This is a genomic window from Hanstruepera flava (assembly GCF_023634025.1).
Taxonomy (GTDB): Bacteria; Bacteroidota; Bacteroidia; order Flavobacteriales; family Flavobacteriaceae; genus Hanstruepera; species Hanstruepera flava.
In genome coordinates this window covers 269,664-292,057 of the sequence record NZ_JALJCW010000003.1, presented here as the reverse complement: position 1 = coordinate 292,057, position 22,394 = coordinate 269,664, and the positions used below count along the sequence as shown (strand labels likewise).

The 22,394-nt window shown below is 35.3% G+C and carries 11 protein-coding genes and 1 pseudogene; all 12 read left to right on the top strand.

Features of this window, described 5'->3' with window-relative positions; genetic code table 11:
- The first annotated feature begins 1 nt into the window (after position 1).
- Positions 2–3,166: a TAT-variant-translocated molybdopterin oxidoreductase gene (locus MTX13_RS11415; RefSeq protein ID WP_250435230.1), complete on the top strand. Its 3,165-nt coding sequence runs from the start codon at positions 2–4 to the stop codon at positions 3,164–3,166.
- A gap of 32 nt (positions 3,167–3,198) precedes the next feature.
- Positions 3,199–4,620, top strand: a pseudogene (gene nrfD, locus MTX13_RS11410) (NrfD/PsrC family molybdoenzyme membrane anchor subunit); the annotation flags it as partial.
- Between the two features lie 40 nt (positions 4,621–4,660).
- Positions 4,661–5,197 carry a DUF3341 domain-containing protein gene (locus MTX13_RS11405; protein ID WP_223034702.1) on the top strand — a complete coding sequence of 179 codons (537 nt, stop codon included), beginning with the start codon at positions 4,661–4,663 and terminating at the stop codon, positions 5,195–5,197.
- Between the two features lies 1 nt (position 5,198).
- A complete protein-coding gene (locus MTX13_RS11400) occupies positions 5,199–5,756 on the top strand; it encodes a c-type cytochrome (protein WP_250435221.1) in 558 nt (185 codons plus the stop codon).
- A 24-nt stretch (positions 5,757–5,780) separates the two neighbouring features.
- The gene (locus MTX13_RS11395; RefSeq protein ID WP_250435220.1) at positions 5,781–7,163 is read left to right on the top strand and encodes a quinol:cytochrome C oxidoreductase; all 1,383 of its coding nucleotides are present in this window, start codon (positions 5,781–5,783) and stop codon (positions 7,161–7,163) included.
- 26 nt (positions 7,164–7,189) lie between these two features.
- Positions 7,190–8,257 carry a cytochrome c oxidase subunit II gene (locus MTX13_RS11390; protein WP_250435219.1) on the top strand — a complete coding sequence of 356 codons (1,068 nt, stop codon included), beginning with the start codon at positions 7,190–7,192 and terminating at the stop codon, positions 8,255–8,257.
- A 35-nt stretch (positions 8,258–8,292) separates the two neighbouring features.
- Complete coding sequence (locus MTX13_RS11385; RefSeq protein WP_250435217.1) at positions 8,293–10,083, top strand: cytochrome c oxidase subunit I; 1,791 nt, start codon at positions 8,293–8,295, stop codon at positions 10,081–10,083.
- A gap of 69 nt (positions 10,084–10,152) precedes the next feature.
- Positions 10,153–11,175 (top strand): Holliday junction branch migration DNA helicase RuvB, encoded by a 1,023-nt coding sequence (ruvB, locus tag MTX13_RS11380; protein ID WP_250435215.1) that lies wholly within the window; start codon positions 10,153–10,155, stop codon positions 11,173–11,175.
- Positions 11,176–11,215: 40 nt separating this feature from the next.
- Entirely contained in the window at positions 11,216–12,142 is a 927-nt protein-coding gene (gene queG, locus MTX13_RS11375; protein WP_250435214.1) for a tRNA epoxyqueuosine(34) reductase QueG, read from the top strand.
- A 51-nt stretch (positions 12,143–12,193) separates the two neighbouring features.
- A complete protein-coding gene (locus MTX13_RS11370; RefSeq protein ID WP_250435207.1) occupies positions 12,194–14,497 on the top strand; it encodes an NADP-dependent malic enzyme in 2,304 nt (767 codons plus the stop codon).
- A 57-nt stretch (positions 14,498–14,554) separates the two neighbouring features.
- Positions 14,555–15,136 (top strand): Holliday junction branch migration protein RuvA, encoded by a 582-nt coding sequence (ruvA, locus tag MTX13_RS11365; protein WP_250435204.1) that lies wholly within the window; start codon positions 14,555–14,557, stop codon positions 15,134–15,136.
- Between the two features lie 6 nt (positions 15,137–15,142).
- Positions 15,143–22,348 (top strand): T9SS outer membrane translocon Sov/SprA, encoded by a 7,206-nt coding sequence (gene sov, locus MTX13_RS11360; protein WP_250435202.1) that lies wholly within the window; start codon positions 15,143–15,145, stop codon positions 22,346–22,348.
- The last annotated feature ends 46 nt before the right edge of the window (positions 22,349–22,394 follow it).

The following is a 22,394-nucleotide window of genomic DNA, read 5'->3' as shown; positions in this document are numbered from 1 at the left end:
TATGTCATCAAACAAGAAATACTGGAAAAGTGTTGAAGAGCTAAACGAGAATAGTTCTATTGTTGAGACGCTAAAACAAAACGAATTTGTTGAAGAAATTCCTACTGATGAATTTTTAGGAGATAAAGATTCATTAGAGAGTTCTAAAACAACACGTCGTGATTTCTTAAAATATGTTGGTTTTAGTACAGCTGCAGCATCTTTAGCTGCCTGTGAAGGGCCAGTTATTAAATCAATTCCTTATGTAGTGCAACCTGAAGAGATTGTGCCTGGAGTAGCAAATTATTATGCTACAACTATTGCGGACGGATTTGATTTTGCAAGTGTTTTAGTTAAAACTCGCGAGGGTCGTCCAATTAAAATTGAAAACAATACTTTAGCTGCTACTCACGGTAGCGCAAATGCTAGAGTTAATGCTTCTGTTTTAGGGTTGTACGATAGTTTAAGAGTGCAAGGTCCAATGAGAGAGGGTGAAGCCATTTCTTGGAGCGATTTTGAAGTTGAAACAACTCGAGTGCTTGAAAGTTTAAAAGGTTCTGGTAAAGATATTGTGTTGTTAACACAAACGTATGCAAGCCCATCTACAAGAAACTTAATAGCAGATTTTAGAGAAGAGTATGGAAATGTACGCCATGTAGTTTATGATGCTGTTTCAGAATCAGCTGCTTTGGAAGCATTCCAAAAACGATATAATAAAAGAGGATTAGCCGATTACGATTTTTCAAAGGCTATGACAATTGTCTCTGTTAGTGCAGACTTTTTAGGTGACTGGCAAGGCGGTGGTTTTGATTCTGGATACTCAAAAAACAGAGTGCCAGATCACGGCAAAATGTCTCGTCATATTCAGTTTGAATCTAATATGTCACTTACTGGTGCAAATGCTGATAAGCGTGTGCCAATGACACCAACGCAACAAAAATTAGCTTTAGCCAAATTATATAGTGAAGTTGTTGGTGGTTCAGTGTCAGTTGATTTACCAGAGCATATCGCTCAAGCTGTAAGTCAAGCTGCAACAGAATTAAAGAAAGCAGGAAGTAAAGCAGTTGTTGTTACAGGTATTCAAGATGTTGATGCCCAAACGGTTGTTTTAGGTATTAACGAACACCTAAATAGTGCTGCTTTTGATAGTGAAACTACTATAAAAACAAGACAAGGTAATGATAATGAAGTAGCTCGATTAGTGGCAGATATGAATGCCGGGAAGGTAGGTGCTATTATTATGAGTGGAGTAAATCCATTATACACTTTACCAAATACAGATGAGTTTGCTGCTGGATTAGAAAAAACAGAATTATCTATTGCGTTTTCTATGAAAGCTGATGAAACATCAACAAAATGTCAATATATAGCTGCAGCACCACATTATTTGGAGTCTTGGGGTGATGTTGAAATAAAAACAGGTCATTATAGTTTAATGCAACCAGCTATTCGTCCGTTATTTGATACAAAACAATTCCAAGATTGCTTACTTAAATGGACCAATAATAGCCAGTCTTATAATGATTACATTAAGCAAATCTGGTCAGAAGATATTCTTCAAGGAAGCTCATTTAACAAAGCGCTACACGATGGTTTCTTTGTGAATGACACTGCGGAATCTGATGATTTAGATGTTTTAGAAGGCGATATTGATCCAGAAAAAGATACTGCAACTGTATCTGGTGTTGGAGCTGCTGCAAGAACTTTAGCAGGAGCTAAAGCCTCTCAAAAATTTGAGTTAGTATTGTATACTAAAGTATCAATGGGAGATGGCCAACAAGCCAATAATCCGTGGTTACAAGAATTACCAGACCCAATCACAAGAACAACTTGGGATAACTATTTAACAGTTTCTCAAGCAGATGCTGATGAATTAGGAATTAAAAACTGGAATGTAGCTAATGGTGGATTAAACGGAAGTTTAGTTGAATTAACTGTAAACGGTGTTTCGGTTACCATTCCTGCACTTATTCAACCAGGACAAGCTAAAGGTTCTGTTGGGTTAGCATTGGGCTATGGTCGTAAAGATGGGTTAAAATCTGAAATGCAAACCGGTATAAATGCTTATCCATTCTATAACGGGTTTAATGCTGTTCAATCAGACGCCAATATAACTGTATTGCCTGGAGAGCATGAGTTTGCATGTGTTCAGTTGCATAATACGTTAATGGGTCGTGGTGATATTATTAAGGAAACCACATTAGAAATATTTAACACATACGATAAAGAGGATCATAAACACGGGTGGAATAAAGTTCCAGTAGTTTCTCTTAATCATGAAGAAACACCAGTAACGTCGCCAGAGGTTGATTTATGGGATGAGTTTGACCGTTCAATTGGTCATCATTTCAACTTGTCAATCGATTTAAATGCCTGTACAGGATGTGGCGCATGTGTTATTGCTTGTCATGCTGAAAATAATGTGCCTGTAGTTGGTAAAACTGAAGTACGTCGTAGCCGTGATATGCACTGGTTACGTATAGATAGATATTATTCGTCCGACGAAACATTTGAAGGAGATAATAAAGAAAAAGAAAGTGCTGATGGTTTAGGTTTAGGAAATTATGTTTTTGGAGACAGAGAAGGAGATGGATCTTTATCTACATTTGAAAGAATGGAAAGTCCTTCAGATAATCCACAAGTTGCTTTCCAACCTGTAATGTGTCAGCACTGTAACCATGCACCTTGTGAAACAGTTTGTCCAGTTGCGGCAACTTCACATGGTCGTCAAGGTCAAAACCACATGGCTTATAACCGTTGTGTAGGTACGCGTTATTGTGCAAATAACTGTCCGTATAAAGTACGTCGTTTCAATTGGTTCTTATATGCTCAGAACGATGAGTTTGATTACCATATGAATGATGATTTAGGACGTATGGTATTGAATCCAGATGTAACGGTTCGTTCTCGTGGTGTAATGGAGAAATGTTCAATGTGTATTCAAATGACGCAAAAAACAATTCTTGATGCCAAACGAGATGGACGTGAAATTAAAGATGGAGAATTCCAAACAGCATGTTCTGCAGCTTGTAGCAGTGGAGCTATGATTTTTGGAGACATTAACGATAAAGAAAGTAAGGTGGCTCACCTTAAAGAAGATAACCGTATGTATCACTTGTTAGAACATGTTGGAACAAAACCAAACGTGATGTATCAAACAAAAGTGAGAAATACAACCGAAGCATAATAAATTAATTAAGAAACAATTATAAAAGGATTATGGCGTCTCATTACGAAGCACCTATTAGAAGACCTTTAGTTACAGGCGAAAAATCATACCATGATGTATCTGTGGATGTAGCAGCACCTGTTGAAGGTAAAGCAAACAAATCTTGGTGGATTGTATTTTCTATATCACTTGTAGCCTTCCTTTGGGGAATAGGCTGTATTATTTATACAATTTCAACAGGTATTGGAACTTGGGGTTTAAATAAAACCGTAGGTTGGGCTTGGGATATTACTAACTTCGTTTGGTGGGTTGGTATTGGTCACGCAGGAACACTTATTTCTGCCGTACTATTACTATTCCGTCAAAAATGGAGAATGGCAATTAACCGTTCTGCAGAAGCAATGACAATTTTCTCGGTAGTTCAAGCCGGTTTGTTCCCAATCATTCACATGGGTCGTCCATGGTTAGGATATTGGGTATTACCTATTCCAAACCAATTTGGATCGCTATGGGTAAACTTTAACTCACCGTTACTTTGGGACGTATTTGCAATTTCAACGTATTTATCGGTATCATTAGTATTCTGGTGGACTGGTTTATTACCTGATTTTGCCATGATTCGAGATAGAGCTGTAAAGCCTTTCCAAAAGAAAATTTATTCTTTGTTGAGTTTTGGTTGGTCAGGGCGAGCTAAAGATTGGCAACGTTTTGAAGAGGTATCATTGGTATTGGCTGGTTTAGCTACACCTCTTGTACTTTCGGTACATACCATTGTATCGTTTGACTTCGCAACGTCTGTTATACCAGGTTGGCATACAACTATTTTCCCACCTTACTTTGTTGCTGGTGCGATTTTCTCTGGTTTTGCCATGGTAAATACCTTATTAATTATCATGAGAAAAGTATGTAGTCTTGAAGATTATATAACAGTTCAGCACATAGAATTGATGAACATAGTTATTATGATTACAGGTTCTATTGTTGGTGTGGCTTATATTACAGAGTTGTTTATTGCTTGGTATTCTGGAGTAGAATATGAACAATACGCATTCTTAAACAGAGCAACAGGCCCTTATTGGTGGGCATATTGGGCTATGATGACTTGTAACGTATTCTCTCCACAGTTTATGTGGTTTAAGAAACTACGTACCAGTATCATGTTCTCATTCTTTATCTCTATTGTTGTAAACATTGGAATGTGGTTCGAGCGTTTCGTTATTATCGTGACCTCATTACACAGAGACTATTTACCATCATCTTGGACTATGTTCTCACCAACATTTGTGGATATTGGAATTTTCATTGGAACTATCGGTTTCTTCTTTGTATTGTTTTTATTATATGCTAGAACATTCCCTGTTATTGCGCAGGCTGAAGTTAAGACTATTTTAAAATCATCAGGAGAGCGTTATAAGAAAATAAGAGAGCGTGGCGATAGTTTAGTTGGAACAGGTTCAGATGTAAGAACATCAGGAGAGAATAATAAAGAATCAAAAAATTAGAAAGTAGCATATGGAAGCTTCAAAAGTAATTCACGCTATTTATACAGATGATGATGTGTTGATGTCAGCCGTTAAAAAGGTTAAGTCAGAAAAACATCATATCGAGGAAATATATACACCATTTCCAGTTCATGGGCTAGATAAAGCCATGGGCTTGGAGCCAACTCGTATAGCAATAGCCTCATTTATTTATGGATGTATAGGTTTAACGGTTGCTATCGTTATGATGAATTTTATCATGATTGAAGATTGGCCTCAAAATATTGGTGGTAAACCAAGTTTTAGTTATTTGGAAAACATGCCAGCCTTTGTTCCTATTATGTTTGAGTTAACGGTATTTTTTGCTGCGCATTTAATGGTAATTACATTTTACCTGCGTAGTAGAATGTGGCCATTTAAAAAAGCTGAAAATCCGGATCCAAGAACAACGGATGATCATTTCTTAATGGAAATTGCTGTTCATGGCAATGAACAAGAATTAGAAAGTTTGTTAAAAGAAACTGGAGCTGTTGAAGTTAATTTAGTTGATAAAGAAGAAGCACATTAATATGAAAGGCTTATTTAAAATAGTAGTTATAGCATTAGTATTAGTAGTTGTTGTATCCTGTAAAAAAGATACAAAACCAAACTATCAATTCATGCCTAACATGTACGAACCTGTACCATATGAAACCTATGCAGAATCGGATGCATTTAGAAGTGGTTGGGAAGCACAATTACCTGCAGAAGGAACCATACCTAGAGGATTTACTCCATTCGATATTGCTAACACTACCGAAGGGTACAATTTTGCTAAAGATTCTTTAATGAGTCCGTTAGATTCAGCAAAAGTAGATTTAGCAAGAGGAAAAGAGTTATATGATATTTACTGTGGTATCTGTCATGGCAATAAGGGAGATGGTCAAGGTACTTTAGTAAAACGTGAAAAGATATTAGGTATTCCTAGTTACGATGATGTTGGTAGAGCCATTACAGCTGGAAGTATATACCATACAATTTATTATGGTAAAAATGCCATGGGTTCATACGCCAATCAATTAAACGAAGAGGAACGTTGGCAAGTAACAGCTTATGTGTTAGACCTAAAAGCTAAATTAGAAAAATAAGATAGATAAAGTTTATATATAGATATGTACACATTCTCAAAAAAATTAAAGACCGTTTCTATCGCACTAATGATAATTGGAGCGTTGGGTGTTGTGTATGGTTTCATGACATCGCATAAATCTTTTGACGAGGTTGAAACCATGCTTGCAGAAGAAGCTTCACATCATGGTGGAGGTCATGGTGAAGACGTAGCTCATGCTGCTCCGAGTCATGATGAACATACTTCAGAAGATGCTCATACAGAAGGCGGTCATGCCGACACTGTTGATGAACATACTAAACATGTTGAACATGTACAACACCAAATCGCAAACAGACCATGGTCTGCTGTTTATGTAGCTGCATTCTTTTTCTTTATGATTGCGTTAGGTGTTTTGGCATTTTATGCTATTCAATTTGCAGCGCAAGCAGGATGGTCTCCTGTATTATTTAGAGTAATGGAAGGTATAACAGCTTATGTGTTACCAGGTGCACTAATTGTTTTGGCTATTGCTGTAGCTTCACATTTTTTGGGGCATAATAGCATTTTTGTTTGGATGAATGAAAACATGACTAATCCTGAACATCAAGATTATGATAAATTAGTAGCTGGTAAATCTAGTTTCTTAAACTTACCTTGGTTTATTATCCGTGGTTTAATATTTATTGCAGGATGGAGTTTATATAGACATTTTGCCCGTAAGTTTTCAATCGCGCAAGATAATGCCGATGTAAATGATAATAGCAACTTTAAGAAGTCATTTAGAATTGCAGCAGGATTTTTAGTATTCTATATCTATACAGAATCTATGATGTCTTGGGATTGGATTATGAGTGTTGACCCACACTGGTTTAGTACCTTATTCGGTTGGTATGTTTTTGCTAGTATGTTTGTAAGTGGTATTACGGTTATTGCTTTAATAACAATGTACTTAAAGTCTAAAGATTTATTACCATTTGTAAATGATAGTCACTTACATGATTTAGCCAAATTCATGTTTGCCATCAGTATTTTCTGGACCTATCTATGGTTCTCTCAATTCATGCTTATTTGGTATTCAAACATTCCAGAAGAGGTTACGTATTTTGTGACGCGTTTTGCAGATTATAAATTACCATTCCTTGGCATGGTAGTCATGAATTTTGTATTCCCATTATTAGTATTAATGAATAGTGATTATAAGCGTATTCCTTGGTTTGTTGTAATGGCTGGTATTGTAATTCTATGTGGACATTATATTGATGTGTTCAACATGATAATGCCTGCAACGGTTGGTGATAGATGGTTTATTGGAATACCAGAAATAGGTGCCATAATGTTATTTGCAGGACTGTTTATATTTATTGTATTTACAGCCTTAACTAAAGCACCATTATTAGCTAAAGGAAATCCATTTATTAAAGAAAGTGAGCATTTTCATTATTAAAAATTAATTAAAGAAGAGAAAAGACAATGACAGCTTTTTTAACAGTTATAATTTTAGTTTTTATTGCCGTTGCAATTTGGCAAATGATAAAAATATTTGATTTAGCCCAGGTTGGTGCATCAAATAGTCAAGTTGCAAACGATCAAGACAATAAGCTTAATGCTTATTTAATGATTGGATTTTTAATTTTCATTTACGCAATTACTATTGTGTGTTTTGTGAATTGGGGTGATTTACCGTTAATGTCAAATTCAGCTTCTGAACATGGACCTGGAATTGATAATTTAATGATCATATCTATGGTCATCATTTTTATTGTTCAAACAATCACACAGTTTTTATTACATTATTTTGCTTACAAATACAGAGGTGAAAAAGGTAAAAAGGCATTGTTCTACGCCGACAATAATACTTTAGAGGCTATTTGGACAATAATCCCTGTTATTGTTTTGGCAGGCTTAATTATTTACGGATTGTTTACCTGGACTACTATTATGAACGTTAACGAAGATGATGATCCTTTAGTAGTTGAATTATATGCACAACAGTTTAACTGGAAGGCACGCTATGGTGGAAATGATAATACGTTAGGAAAAGCTAATGTACGCTTAATTAATTTAGACAATGCCAACATACTAGGTCTTGACGAATCAGATCCAAATGCGCAGGATGATGTAATTACTACAGAATTACACTTACCAGTTGGCAGACCTGTATTGTTTAAAATGCGTTCGCAAGATGTATTGCATTCTGCTTACATGCCACACTTTAGAGCACAAATGAACTGTGTTCCTGGTATGATTACACAATTTGGATTTACGCCAACAGTTACAACTGCTGATATGAGACAACGTGAAGCAATTGTTGATAAAGTTGCAAACATTAACAACATTCGTAAAGAGAAGAGTAAAGAATTAGTAGCCAATGGAGAAGAGGCACTCGAGCCATATGTGTTTGATTATCTTTTGATTTGTAATAAAATTTGTGGTAAATCACACTACAATATGCAAATGAAAATAGTAGTTGAGACTCAAGAAGAATATGACGCTTGGATGGCTGAACAAAAAGAATTCAAAAATTCTTTAATTAAGTAATTTATAAATAGGTTTTAAAAAGTATATAGAAGATTATGTCAACACACGCAGATACTCACGAACACGACGATCACGGACATCATCATAAAGAAACATTCGTGACTAAATATATTTTTAGTCAGGATCATAAAATGATTGCCAAGCAGTATCTTATTACAGGTACTATAATGGGTGTTATAGGTGTTTTAATGTCTCTAATGTTTAGAATGCAAATTGCATGGCCAGAAGAACCAAATGTGTTATTTGAGGCTTTATTAGGTAAATGGGCTCCTGACGGTGTAATGGATGCTGACATCTATCTAGCATTGGTAACCATACATGGTACCATAATGGTATTCTTTGTATTAACAGCAGGATTGAGTGGTACGTTTAGTAACTTATTAATTCCATTACAAATTGGAGCAAGAGATATGGCTTCAGGATTCCTTAATATGGTTTCTTATTGGTTGTTCTTTTTATCTAGTGTTATAATGGTAATCTCATTATTTGTTGAAGCTGGTCCAGCTGCAGCTGGATGGACAATTTATCCGCCGCTATCTGCCTTGCCAATGGCTCAAGGTGGTTCAGGAATGGGTATGACTTTATGGTTGGTATCAATGGCCATATTTATCGCGTCATCATTATTAGGTTCTCTGAACTATATTGTAACTGTAATAAATTTACGTACAAAAGGAATGTCAATGACACGCCTACCTTTAACTATTTGGGCGTTTTTTGTAACAGCTATTATTGGTGTTGTATCATTCCCAGTATTATTATCGGCAGCATTATTGTTAATAATGGATAGAAGTTTTGGAACATCATTCTTCTTATCCGATATATTTATACAAGGTGAAGTATTACATTACCAAGGTGGTTCACCAGTATTATTTGAGCATTTATTCTGGTTTTTAGGACACCCTGAAGTATATATTGTAATATTACCAGCAATGGGATTAGTGTCTGAAATTATGGCATCAAATTCACGTAAACCTATATTTGGTTATCGCGCCATGATTATGTCTATTTTAGCTATTGCGTTTTTATCTACAATAGTTTGGGGTCACCACATGTTCGTTTCGGGGATGAATCCATTTTTAGGATCTGTATTTACATTCACAACCTTATTAATTGCTATACCATCTGCCGTTAAGGCCTTTAACTGGATAACGACAATTTGGAAAGGAAACTTACAAATGAACCCAGCCATGTTATTCTCTATTGGTTTTGTTTCAACATTCATTACAGGTGGTTTAACAGGTATTATTTTAGGTGATAGTGCTTTAGATATTAATGTACATGATACGTATTTCGTTGTAGCTCACTTCCATTTAGTGATGGGTATATCTGCATTGTATGGAATGTTTGCGGGTATTTATCATTGGTTCCCTAAAATGTTTGGTCGTATGTTGAACAAGAAATTGGGTTATATTCACTTCTGGGTAACTGCAATTTGTGCATATGGTGTATTCTTCCCTATGCACTTTATAGGCATGGCCGGCTTACCAAGACGTTATTATACTAACTCTAACTTCCCATTATTTGATGATTTAGCAGATGTAAATGTTATTATTACCATTTTTGCTTTGGTAGGAGGAGTTTTCCAATTGGTTTATCTATATAATTTCTTTGCTAGTATTTTTACTGGAGAGAAAACAGTTCAAAACCCATGGAAATCTACAACATTAGAATGGACAGCACCTGTTAAGCATATTCACGGTAACTGGGAGGGAGAAATTCCTCATGTTTACCGTTGGTCTTACGATTATAGCAAACCCGGTCATGATGAAGATTTTGTGCCTCAAAACGTTCCGTTAAAAGAAGGAGAAGAAGAATTACAACATTAGTGTAATTATACTATAATATTAAAAAGCCTTTCTATTTTTAGAGAGGCTTTTTCTTTATATTTGTTTTGTATGAACGAAAATTTAGATCCAACTAACGAGCATTTTTCTCCTGAAGAACTTGACGTAGAAAAAAAATTAAGACCATTATCTTTTGATGATTTTACAGGTCAAGAACAAGTTTTAGAAAATCTTCAAATTTTTGTTCAAGCTGCTAATGGTCGTGAGGAGGCTTTAGACCATACCTTATTTCATGGCCCTCCAGGACTGGGAAAAACAACTTTAGCGCATATTTTAGCAAGTGAATTAAACGTTGGTATCAAAGTAACATCTGGCCCCGTTTTGGATAAACCAGGAGATTTGGCTGGATTACTCACTAATCTTGAAGATCGCGATGTTTTGTTTATTGACGAAATTCATAGATTAAGCCCAATTGTAGAAGAGTATTTGTATTCTGCCATGGAAGACTACAAGATCGATATTATGATTGAGTCTGGACCTAATGCTAGAACAGTTCAAATTAATTTAAATCCCTTTACACTAGTTGGTGCTACAACACGTTCGGGATTGCTTACAGCTCCTATGCGTGCACGTTTTGGTATCCAAAGTCGGTTGCAGTATTACAACACTGAATTGTTGACTACCATTGTTCAACGAAGTGCTAGTATTCTAAATGTCCCGATTACCATGGAAGCAGCGGTTGAAATTGCAGGGCGTAGTCGTGGTACACCACGTATAGCTAATGCCTTATTGCGCCGCGTTCGTGACTTTGCACAAATTAAAGGTGATGGAAAAATTGACATTAAAATTTCTCGTTTTGCTTTGGAAGCCTTAAATGTGGATGCTCATGGTTTGGATGAAATGGATAATAAAATTCTATCGACCATCATCGACAAATTTAAAGGAGGACCTGTAGGTATTACAACATTAGCTACAGCCGTTAGCGAAAGTGCTGAAACCATTGAAGAAGTTTACGAACCTTTTTTAATTCAACAAGGATTTATCATGCGAACTCCTAGAGGACGCGAAGTAACTGAACAGGCGTACAAGCATTTAGGTAAAGTTAAAGGGCCAACTCAAGGCGGTTTGTTTTAACACAGCTTGTCATTCTGCATTGTTTTCAGAATATCATTAAATGATTGACAACAAAACTAAATTTACACAACTAATTAAAACCGAAGCCAAACGCCTAGGATTTTTGTCTTGTGGTGTTAGTAAAGCAGAATTTTTAGAAGAAGAGGCACCTCGGTTGGAAAACTGGTTAAACCATAACAGGCATGGCGACATGCGATATATGGAAAACCATTTTGATAAGCGCATCGATCCAACCAAATTAGTAGAGGGATCTAAAAGCGTCGTGTCGCTGTTATTAAATTACTTCCCTTCAGACACGCAAACCTCTAAAAGTTTTAAATTGTCCAAGTACGCTTACGGAACAGATTATCATTTCGTCATTAAGGATAAGTTAAAATCCCTACTTCATTTTATCCAAGATGAAATAGGGGCAGTAAATGGTCGCGCTTTTGTAGATTCAGCTCCAGTATTGGATAAGGCATGGGCTGCAAAATCTGGATTGGGCTGGATTGGTAAGCACAGTAATCTTTTAACTCAACAAGTTGGATCCTTTTATTTTATAGCCGAATTGATTATTGATTTAGAGTTGGATTATGATATGCCTACAACAGACCATTGTGGAACATGCACAGCTTGTATTGATGCATGTCCAACAGAAGCCATTATTGAACCTTATGTAGTAGATGGCAGTAAATGCATTTCCTATTTAACCATTGAATTAAAAGACAATATCCCTATGGAATTTAAAGGTAAAATGGATAACTGGATGTTTGGTTGCGATGTGTGTCAGGATGTTTGTCCATGGAATAGATTCTCAAAACCACATAACGAACCTTTATTCAACCCTCATCCCGAACTTTTGGGAATGACTAAAAAAGATTGGGAAGAGATTACCGAAGACACATTCAAAAAGGTATTTAAAAAATCAGCAGTAAAACGCACCAAGTTTTCTGGGTTGAAACGCAATATCAATTTCTTAAAACAATAGTTATTTAAGCATTAGGTTTAGTACATTTGTAAGTGATATAAAAAACTATTTATGAGCAAGCAAAGCAGAAGAAGAGAGGCCTTGGTTTATCATGCCAAGCCTACACCAGGAAAGATAAAAGTAGTTCCAACAAAAAAATATGCTAGTCAAAGAGATTTGTCATTGGCCTACTCGCCAGGTGTGGCAGAACCATGTCTTGAAATAGAAAAAGACAAAAATAATGTTTATAAATATACTACAAAGGGGAATTTAGTTGCTGTAATTTCAAATGGTACTGCAGTTTTAGGATTGGGTAATATTGGACCAGAAGCTTCTAAACCTGTTATGGAAGGTAAGGGTTTATTGTTTAAAATATTTGCTGATATTGATGTTTTTGATATTGAGGTTGATACCGAAGATATTGAAGAGTTTATCGCTACTGTTAAAAATATTGCACCAACGTTTGGTGGGATAAACCTTGAAGATATTAAGGCACCTGAAGCCTTTGAAATTGAACGTCGTTTAAAAGAGGAATTAGATATTCCGGTTATGCATGATGACCAACATGGTACAGCAATCATTTCTGCAGCAGCATTGATTAATGCTTTAGAATTGGCAAATAAAAATATTGAAGATGTAAAAATAGTGATTAGTGGAGCAGGAGCTGCAGCCATTTCATGTTCACGATTATACCAAGCTTGTGGAGCCGTAAGAAAAAATATGGTGATGCTGGATAGTAAGGGAGTCATTAGGCAGGATAGAGAAAACCTTACTAAAGAAAAGGCGGAATTTGCTACAGATAGAAAAATAGATACTTTGGAAGAGGCCATGCAAGACGCTGATGTTTTTATTGGCTTATCTATGGCAGATATTGTAACGCCAGATATGCTTAAAACAATGGCTGCTAACCCTATTGTTTTTGCCATGGCAAACCCGAATCCGGAGATAGCTTATGATTTAGCAATTGATACTAGAGATGATATTATAATGGCCACAGGACGAAGTGACCATCCTAACCAAGTAAATAATGTACTAGGGTTTCCATTTATTTTTAGAGGCGCTTTAGATGTGCGTGCTACAAAAATCAATGAGGAAATGAAAATGGCAGCTGTAATGGCATTGGCAGACTTGGCCAAAGATCCTGTTCCTGAACAAGTTAATATAGCTTACGGAGAAACGCGATTAACATTTGGTAAAGAATACATTATACCAAAACCATTTGACCCAAGATTAATTGCTAAAGTACCACCTGCTGTTGCTAAAGCAGCAATGGAAAGTGGTGTTGCACAACAACCTATAACCGACTGGCAAAAGTATGAAGATGAATTATTAGAGCGATCAGGTTCAGATAATAAGATAGTCAGATTACTTTTAAACCGTGCAAGAATTAATCCTAAACGTGTAGTTTATGCCGAAGCAGATCATTTAGATGTATTGAAAGCAGCTCAAATAGCTTATGATGAAGGAATTGCACATCCCATATTATTGGGTAGGCGAGATGTTATTGAAAAATTAATGGAAGAAATCGAGTTTGATGCTGAAGTTCCAATTATCGACCCTAAATCTGATGAAGAAACCGAACGCAAAAACAAGTATGCTGATGTGTACTGGAATCAGCGTAAGCGAAAAGGAGTTACACGTTATTCGGCTCAAAAAATTATGCGAGAGCGTAATTATTTTGCAGCAATGATGGTGAATGAAGGTGATGCCGATGCGATGATATCTGGATATTCTCGAAGCTATCCATCAGTGGTTAAACCTATGCTCGAGTTAATAGGCTTGGCACCTGGTTCTACTAGGGTTGCAACTACTAATGTAATGATGACCCAACGTGGCCCTATGTTTTTAAGTGATACGTCTATTAATATTAATCCTTCTGCTAGCGACTTAACCAAGATTGCACAAATGACGGCAGGAGTGGTTAAGATGTTTGGTATGGAACCTGTAATGGCTATGATTTCATATTCAAATTTCGGATCTTCAAAAAATCAAACAGCAACAAAAGTTGGTGAGGCCGTAACATATTTGCATAAGAGACACCCAAATTTATTGGTTGATGGAGAGTTGCAAACCGACTTTGCCTTAAATAGTGAAATGCTTCAAGATATTTTTCCATTTTCTAAATTAGCAGGACGAAAAGTAAACACACTTATCTTTCCAAATTTAGAATCGGCCAATATCACTTATAAATTGCTTAAAGAGTTAAATAAAGCAGATTCTATTGGGCCAATTATGATGGGTATGCGAAAACCTGTTCATATTCTACAGTTAGATGCCAGTGTAGATGAAATTGTAAACATGACCGCTATTGCTGTTATTGATGCACAACAAAAAGAAAAAAAAGAGCAAGAATTAAATGCAGGAATAGGACTGTAAACAACTTTGTTTTGTAAATAATTTTATTACATTTGAGAGTTAATAGATTCCTATTTAATGATTTCACATATTCAAGGAAAACTTGTAGAAAAAAAACCAACAAATGTAGTTATTGATTGTGGTGGAGTAGGCTATCATTTAAATATCTCGTTACATACTTTTTCACAAATTCCTGATCAAGAAAATTTAAAACTTTTTACACATCTTCAAATAAAAGAAGATTCTCATACTTTATTTGGTTTCACTTCAATCGAAGAGCGTGAAATTTTCAGACTTTTAATATCTGTTAGCGGTATTGGTGCGAGTACGGCACGAACCATGTTGTCGTCGCTAACACCAGTACAAGTTCGTGAAGGAATTGCAGTAGGCGATGTGGCTTTAATCCAATCCATCAAAGGAATTGGAGCGAAAACCGCTCAACGAGTAATTTTGGATTTAAAAGATAAAATTTTGAAAGTATACGATATTGATGAAAATTCCACTGTTAAAAGCAATACTAACAAAGATGAAGCGTTATCTGCTTTAGAAGTTTTAGGGTTTTTAAAGAAACAGTCAGAGCGCGTGGTCGATAAAATTCTATCGCAACAACCAGAAGCTGATGTAGAAACGATAATTAAACTAGCGCTAAAAAATTTATAATAGATTTTGAATACAACCAACCATAATTTATTTAAAATAAATAAACATTTTCTATTTACAGCTTTTATGTTGCTGTGTTCTGTTTTAGCATGGTCTCAAGAGCCTGCTACAGACCAAGATTCTACAGCTACTGGGTTTAGTTTTGGTAATATGCAAATGCCCAATCCCAATAGTATCGAATCTAAATATACTTACGACCCTATTACAGATCGTTATATTTATACTGAAACAGTTGGTAGCTTTAATATTAATTATCCTATTATTTTAACTCCAGAAGAGTTTCAAGAACTGGTTATAAAAGAAAACATTAAATCCTATTACAAGCAGCAAATAGATGCTTTTGATGGAAAAAAGGAAGGGTCTGAAGAAGAACAGAGAAATTTATTGCCAGAGTTTTATGTAAATTCAGGTTTTTTTGAATCTATTTTTGGTAGTAATACTATAGAAATTATACCGCAAGGTTCTGTAGAAATAGATTTAGGAATACTATACACAAAGCAAGATAACCCTGCATTTTCGCCCCAAAACCGAAGTAGTTTTACGTTTGATTTTGATCAGCGTATTAGCTTGAGTTTATTGGGTAAAATAGGGACTAGGTTACAAGTAACTGCAAATTACGATACGGAATCAACTTTCGATTTTCAAAATATCATTAAATTGGAGTATACTCCAACAGAAGATGACATCATTCAAAAAATTGAAGTCGGTAATGTAAGTATGCCTTTAAATAGCTCTTTAATTACTGGAGCGCAAAGTTTATTTGGTGTAAAAACAGAACTTCAATTTGGAAAGACAACAATTACAGGGGTTTTTTCGGAGCAAAAATCTGATATGCGTACAGTAGTTGCACAAGGCGGTGGAACTATTGAAGAATTTGATTTTTTTGCAAGAGATTACGATGAAAACAGGCACTTTTTCTTAGGCCATTATTTTAGGGATAATTACGATAGAGTTCTTGAAAACTACCCGTTTATAAACACCAATGTTCAAATTACAAGAATTGAGGTTTGGGTTACCAATAGAGCAAACAGAACAGAAAACGTTAGGAATGTTGTAGCCTTACAAGATTTGGGTGAATCTAATCCCAATCCTAATGAGAACAATATCTATTTAAATCCCATTCCGCCTGGATTTATTAATGTAGGGCCAAATGCGTATCCAGATAATGGTAATAATGATTTTGATCCAACGGCAATTGGTTCAGGATCTGTATTAAATGAAATGATACGAGATATTGCTACTGCCCAACAAGGTTTTGGTAGTTTGTCAACACAAGTTAATGAAGGTTCAGATTATGCCAAACTAGAAAATGCCAGAAAATTACAGCAAGGGCAGGAGTATACCGTAGATACGCAATTAGGTTATATTTCCTTAAATCAGCGTTTGAATAACGATGAGGTTTTGGCGGTAGCTTACCAGTTTACAGTTGGAGGTCAGGTTTATCAAGTAGGTGAATTTGCTAATGATGGAGTTAATGCAACCGATGTAGATGATAACAGCGGTATTACAATGGTGACAAATAATGCCCTGGTTCTTAAAATGTTAAAAAGCCCAGTTACTAATGTTGAGCAACCAATCTGGGATTTAATGATGAAAAACATTTATGATACAGGAGCATACCAATTGGAAAGAGATGACTTTGTAATTAATATATTTTATAACGAAGCTTCTCCATTGAACTTTATAACTCCTGTTGATGGTACACCTTTTCCAGATTTTAACGGAAACCCAATTCAAGAAACAACTCTTTTAAAGCTATTCAATTTTGATAGGTTGAACTTTAATAATGACCCTCAACAAAATGGAGATGGTTTTTTTGATTTTGTTCCAGGTATAACAGTTGTTCCTTCAAATGGTAAAATTGTTTTTACAAAGGCTGAACCATTTGGGGAGTATTTATTTAACACGTTAGCATTAGGAGGTGAAGATTATAATAACCCTTTAAGCTATAATGATAACCAAAGTAAATATGTTTACGACATATTATACAAGGAAACAAAAACAGCAGCTTTAGAAGAAGCTGAAAAAAATAAATTTTTATTAAAAGGTAGATACAAATCATCTGGTGGTGACGGAATTCCAATTGGAGCATTTAATGTGCCTCGTGGTTCGGTTACGGTTACAGCTGGTGGACGTGTTCTGGTAGAAGGTATCGACTATACCGTTAATTATCAATTAGGTACAGTTCAAATTTTAGATGAAGCTTTAAAATCATCTAATACTCCCATTCAGGTTTCTACAGAAAACAACGCGGTCTTTGGCCAGCAAACAAAACGTTATACAGGAATAAATGTAGAGCATGCGTTTAATGAAAATTTTGTTATTGGAGGAACATGGTTACATTTAAAGGAAAGACCAATAACCCAAAAGGCAATCTATAGCCAAGAGCCCATAAACAATCAAATGTTTGGTTTTAATGGGAGCTATTCTACCGAAGTCCCTTTTTTAACACGTTTAGCAAACAAAATACCAACTATTGATACCGACGTGCCTTCTAATGTTGCTCTAAGAGGTGAGTTTGCATATTTATTGCCTGGAGCACCAAGTGGAACAGATTTTAACAATGAAGCTACATCTTATGTTGATGATTTTGAAGGGTCGCAGAACAACATAGATTTAAAATCGCCTCAATCTTGGTTTTTATCTAGTAGACCAAAAAACATCAATAATAATAATGATGATCAAAACGGAATTGAACAAGGTTACAACAGAGCTCTGTTAAATTGGTATTTTATTGACCCTATTTTCTATGGTAATCAAGCGCCTTCTGGAATTTCAGATGATGATATATCCGATTTGTATACCAGTCGAGTTTTTATCAATGAACTATTCCCACAACAGGATATAGCCCAAGGGCAAACAGCCGTATTAAATACATTGGATTTAACTTTTTATCCAGATAGAAGAGGGCCATATAACTTTCAAACAACAGGTGTAGATATAAGCACTAATACACTATTAAACCCTGAAGATAGCTGGGCAGGTATTTCCAGACAATTAACATCAACAGATTTTGAACAGGCTAATGTTGAGTATATTGAATTTTGGTTACAAGACCCTTTTCAAGACAATCAGGCAAATCCAGGAGGTAAATTAGTATTTAACCTTGGTAACATTTCAGAAGATATTATAAAGGATGGACGAAAACTTTATGAGAATGGGTTGCCAGCCGATGGTAATGTGGTAGGTGTCTTGCCAGAGTCGCCTTCTTGGAATACGGTTTATCCTCAAGACCAATCGCTTATTTATGCTTTTGATACAACTGGTGACGAGCGTACAAATCAAGATGTTGGTTACGATGGATATAATGATAACGATGAAAGATTAAAATTTGTTGATTATAGCGGTTTAGAAGATCCAGCGGCAGATAACTATGTGTATTACTTAAATAGAGAAGGGGATATTTTTGAACGTTATTTGCAATACAATGGTGTTGAAGGTAACTCGCCCGATACGTTTTCAAATACAAATCGTGGTTCTACTACACAACCCGATGTAGAAGATATCAATAGAGATAACACTATGAATACTATTGATAGTTATTTTGAATATGAATTAGATTTAACGCCTTCTACACTTAACCTTAATAACCCTTACATTGTTGATATAAAAGAAGATGAAACTAGACAGTTACCTAATGGGCAATCGGTTGTTCCAAAATGGTATCAGTTTAGAATTCCTGTTGAAGAATATAGTGATGCTATTGGTGGGATAACGGACTTGCGTTCAATTCGTTTTGCCAGAATGTACCTTAAGGAGTTTTCTGAAAAAACAGTTTTCAGATTTGGAACATTAGATTTAGTAAGAAGTGAATGGAGACGATACTCTCAAACTTTAGATTCAGATGGTGGAGACCCAAGTCTGGATAACACCGAATTTACAGTTGGAGTAATTGGAACCATACAGAATGATAATATTTATCAATCACCTCCAGGAGTTGAGCCTCAAGAATTATTCAATAACAATACGGTTATTAGACAAAATGAACAATCATTATTGGTTAATGTCTGTGATTTGGAACCAGAAGACGGTCGTGCCGTTTTCAAGAATGTAAATGTAGATATGCGTCAGTTTAATCGCTTGCGTATGTTCATGCATGCAGAACCTGGTGATGTTCCAGGTTTAACAGACGATGACCTTTTTGGTTTTATTAGATTGGGTAACGATTTAACCCAAAACTACTATGAAATTTTAGTGCCGCTTAAGGTTTCACAAGGCACATCAAGAGAGCAATTGTGGCCTATTGAAAACGAAATTAACTTACCTTTGGAAGTCTTACAGCAAATGAAGTCTAAATCCATTGCTCAAGGAACTATTACAGCTACAGATCCAACTTTCTACGATGTAATTAGAGAACAGATAAGTGAAAATCCAGTTATGGCATACGACCCTATACCTAGTGGAATTGGCTCGGGAGACGAATATCATCGTGTGGGTATAATTGGAAACCCAAACTTTGGGGATGTAAGAGTTTTAATGGTTGGTGTAAAAAACCGTTCAACCATGGATAAGTGTGCCGTATTGTGGTTTAATGAATTGAGATTATCTGATATGGACAGTGAAGGAGGTTGGGCTGCTACTTTAAGTTTAGATGCTAATGTGGCCGATTTTGTTAACGTAAGTGCTGCAGGACGAAAAAGCACCTCTGGATTTGGAACCATAGAACAAGGTCCAGAACAACGTAGCCGAGAAGATGTGCAGCAATATGATGTTGTTACTAATGTAAATGTAGGACAATTGTTCCCAGAAAAATGGGGTCTTCAAATTCCATTTAATTACGGTGTAGGCGAAGAAAAAATAACTCCAAAGTTTGATGAGTATTATCGCGATATTGAATTGCAAACACAATTAGATAATACTAATAACAAGGATTCCATTTTAAATGTTAATGAAAATTACACCAAGAGAAAGAGTATCAATTTTATTGGAGTAAGAAAAATAAGAACAGGTGAGTCTAAACCGCAATTTTATGACGTCGAGAATTTAACTTTCAACTATTCATTCAATAAGGTTGAGCACCGTGATTTTGAAATTGAGAGTTCTGAAGATAAAATATTACGTACAGGTGTTAATTACGCATTCAATTTTGATCCTTTAGTAATTGAACCATTTAAGAATAACGATTCGATATTTAGAAGTAGATATTGGAAATTACTAAAAGATTTTAATGTTAATCCTTTGCCAGCAAGTTTTACTGTTAATACAAACATTAACAGACAATACAACAGACAGAAGTTTAGGGAAATTGATTTAGGAGGTGCTAATATTGGATTAGAGGAATTATATAAGCGTAATTATACATTCGATTTTCAATATGCTATAAATTATAACTTAACTAAATCATTGAGTTTTAATTTTACGGCTTCCAATGTTAACATCGTCAGGAATTATTTTAAAGATGGCATTATTAATGGAGAACAAGACCCGACTTTAGATATATGGGATGGCCTATTTGATTTTGGTGATCCAAATACCCAATTCCAACAGCTAGGGGTAAATTATCAAATACCTCTTAACAAAATACCGACGTTTGCATTTATTGATGCCACGTATTCCTACACGGGAGATTTCCAATGGCAAAAAGGGTCTGATTTGTTTAGAGAACTAGAGGTAAATGGGCAAACGTATGATTTAGGTAATGTGGTGTCAAACGCCAATCAACATAATTTAAATACAACTTTAAATATGAACAAGTTGTACGATTATATTGGTTTAAAGAAAAAACCTGTTAGGCGTACAGCAACGGCTAAAAGTCAACCATTATCAAGAGAGGCTGCTGCGAAACAACAAGCTGGTAAAAATGATGATGAAAAACCGAATAAGCAACAGAAGATTAAAAATGATACGGGTACAAAATTATTAAACGTTGGTGTAGATATTTTAACAAGTATTAAACGTGTAACCTTAAATTATTCTGAAACAAACGGTACATATTTGCCAGGATATTTACAATCTCCAGGGTTTATAGGTACCTTAAAGCCTACTGCTGGATTTACATTTGGTAGCCAACGCGATGTGCGCGAAAAAGCAGCAAGAAATGGGTGGCTTACTCTATATCCTGATTTTAATGAGCAGTATACAACAAACCACATAGAGCAATTTGATTATTCGGCAAATTTAGAACCAACAAGAGATCTTAAAATTGATTTGGTAGGTAACAGAACCTATGCTCAAAATTATACCGAGAATTATCGCGTTAATCAAATAGGTGACGATTTAGAATACGAGTCGCTTACGCCAAATACTTTTGGAAACTTTTTAATATCAACCGTATTAATTAAAACAGCATTTAGTAAAAGCGATGAATTTCAATCTAAAGCTTTTGAGACTTTTAGAGACAACAGACTAACAATAGCTAACAGATTGGCAGAAAATTTTTATGGAACCACAAACTTTCCGGTAGATGCTGAAGGTTACCCTGTTGGTTTTGGAAAAAATAACCAAGCTGTATTATTACCCTCGTTTTTATCGGCATATACAGGAAAAAGTTCTGATAAAATTTCGCTTTCTGCCTTCAGAAGTTTCCCTATTCCAAATTGGGATTTAAAATATACTGGCTTCATGAACTTCAAATGGTTTAAAGATAAATTTAAGCGCTTTTCAATAGTTCATGGTTACAGATCAACTTATAGTATTAATCAATTCAGAACCAATTTGGATTACGATGCAGATAACCCAACTGAATTAGACCAAGGTGGTAACTTCAAAAATGAAAAACTGTATAGTAATATAAACTTAACAGAAATGTTTAGTCCATTATTCAGGATTGATATGGAAATGAAAAACTCCATAAAAATTCTATTGGAAATGAAGAAGGACAGGTTACTTTCATTAAGTTTCGACAATAATTTAATGACCGAGATTCAAGGTAAAGAATATATTGTGGGTCTGGGTTACAGAGTGAAGGATGTTAGAATTAAATCTAAACTTGCAGGACCTAAAAAAATGATAGTAAGTGATTTAAATTTAAAAGCCGATGTTGCTGTTAGAGACAATTTAACTATAATTAGATATCTAGACTTAAATAATAATCAGGTTACGTCTGGGCAAACAATTTGGTCAACAAAGTTTACTGCAGATTATGCGTTTAGCAAAAATCTTACAGGTATATTTTATTTTGATTATGCTTTTGCAGAATATGCAATTTCTACTGCATTTCCACAAACAACTATTCGTTCAGGAATAACCTTGCGTTATAATTTTGGTAATTAATTATGATTTGTTTGATTTTAGAAACCTATTAAATACATTTGCGAAA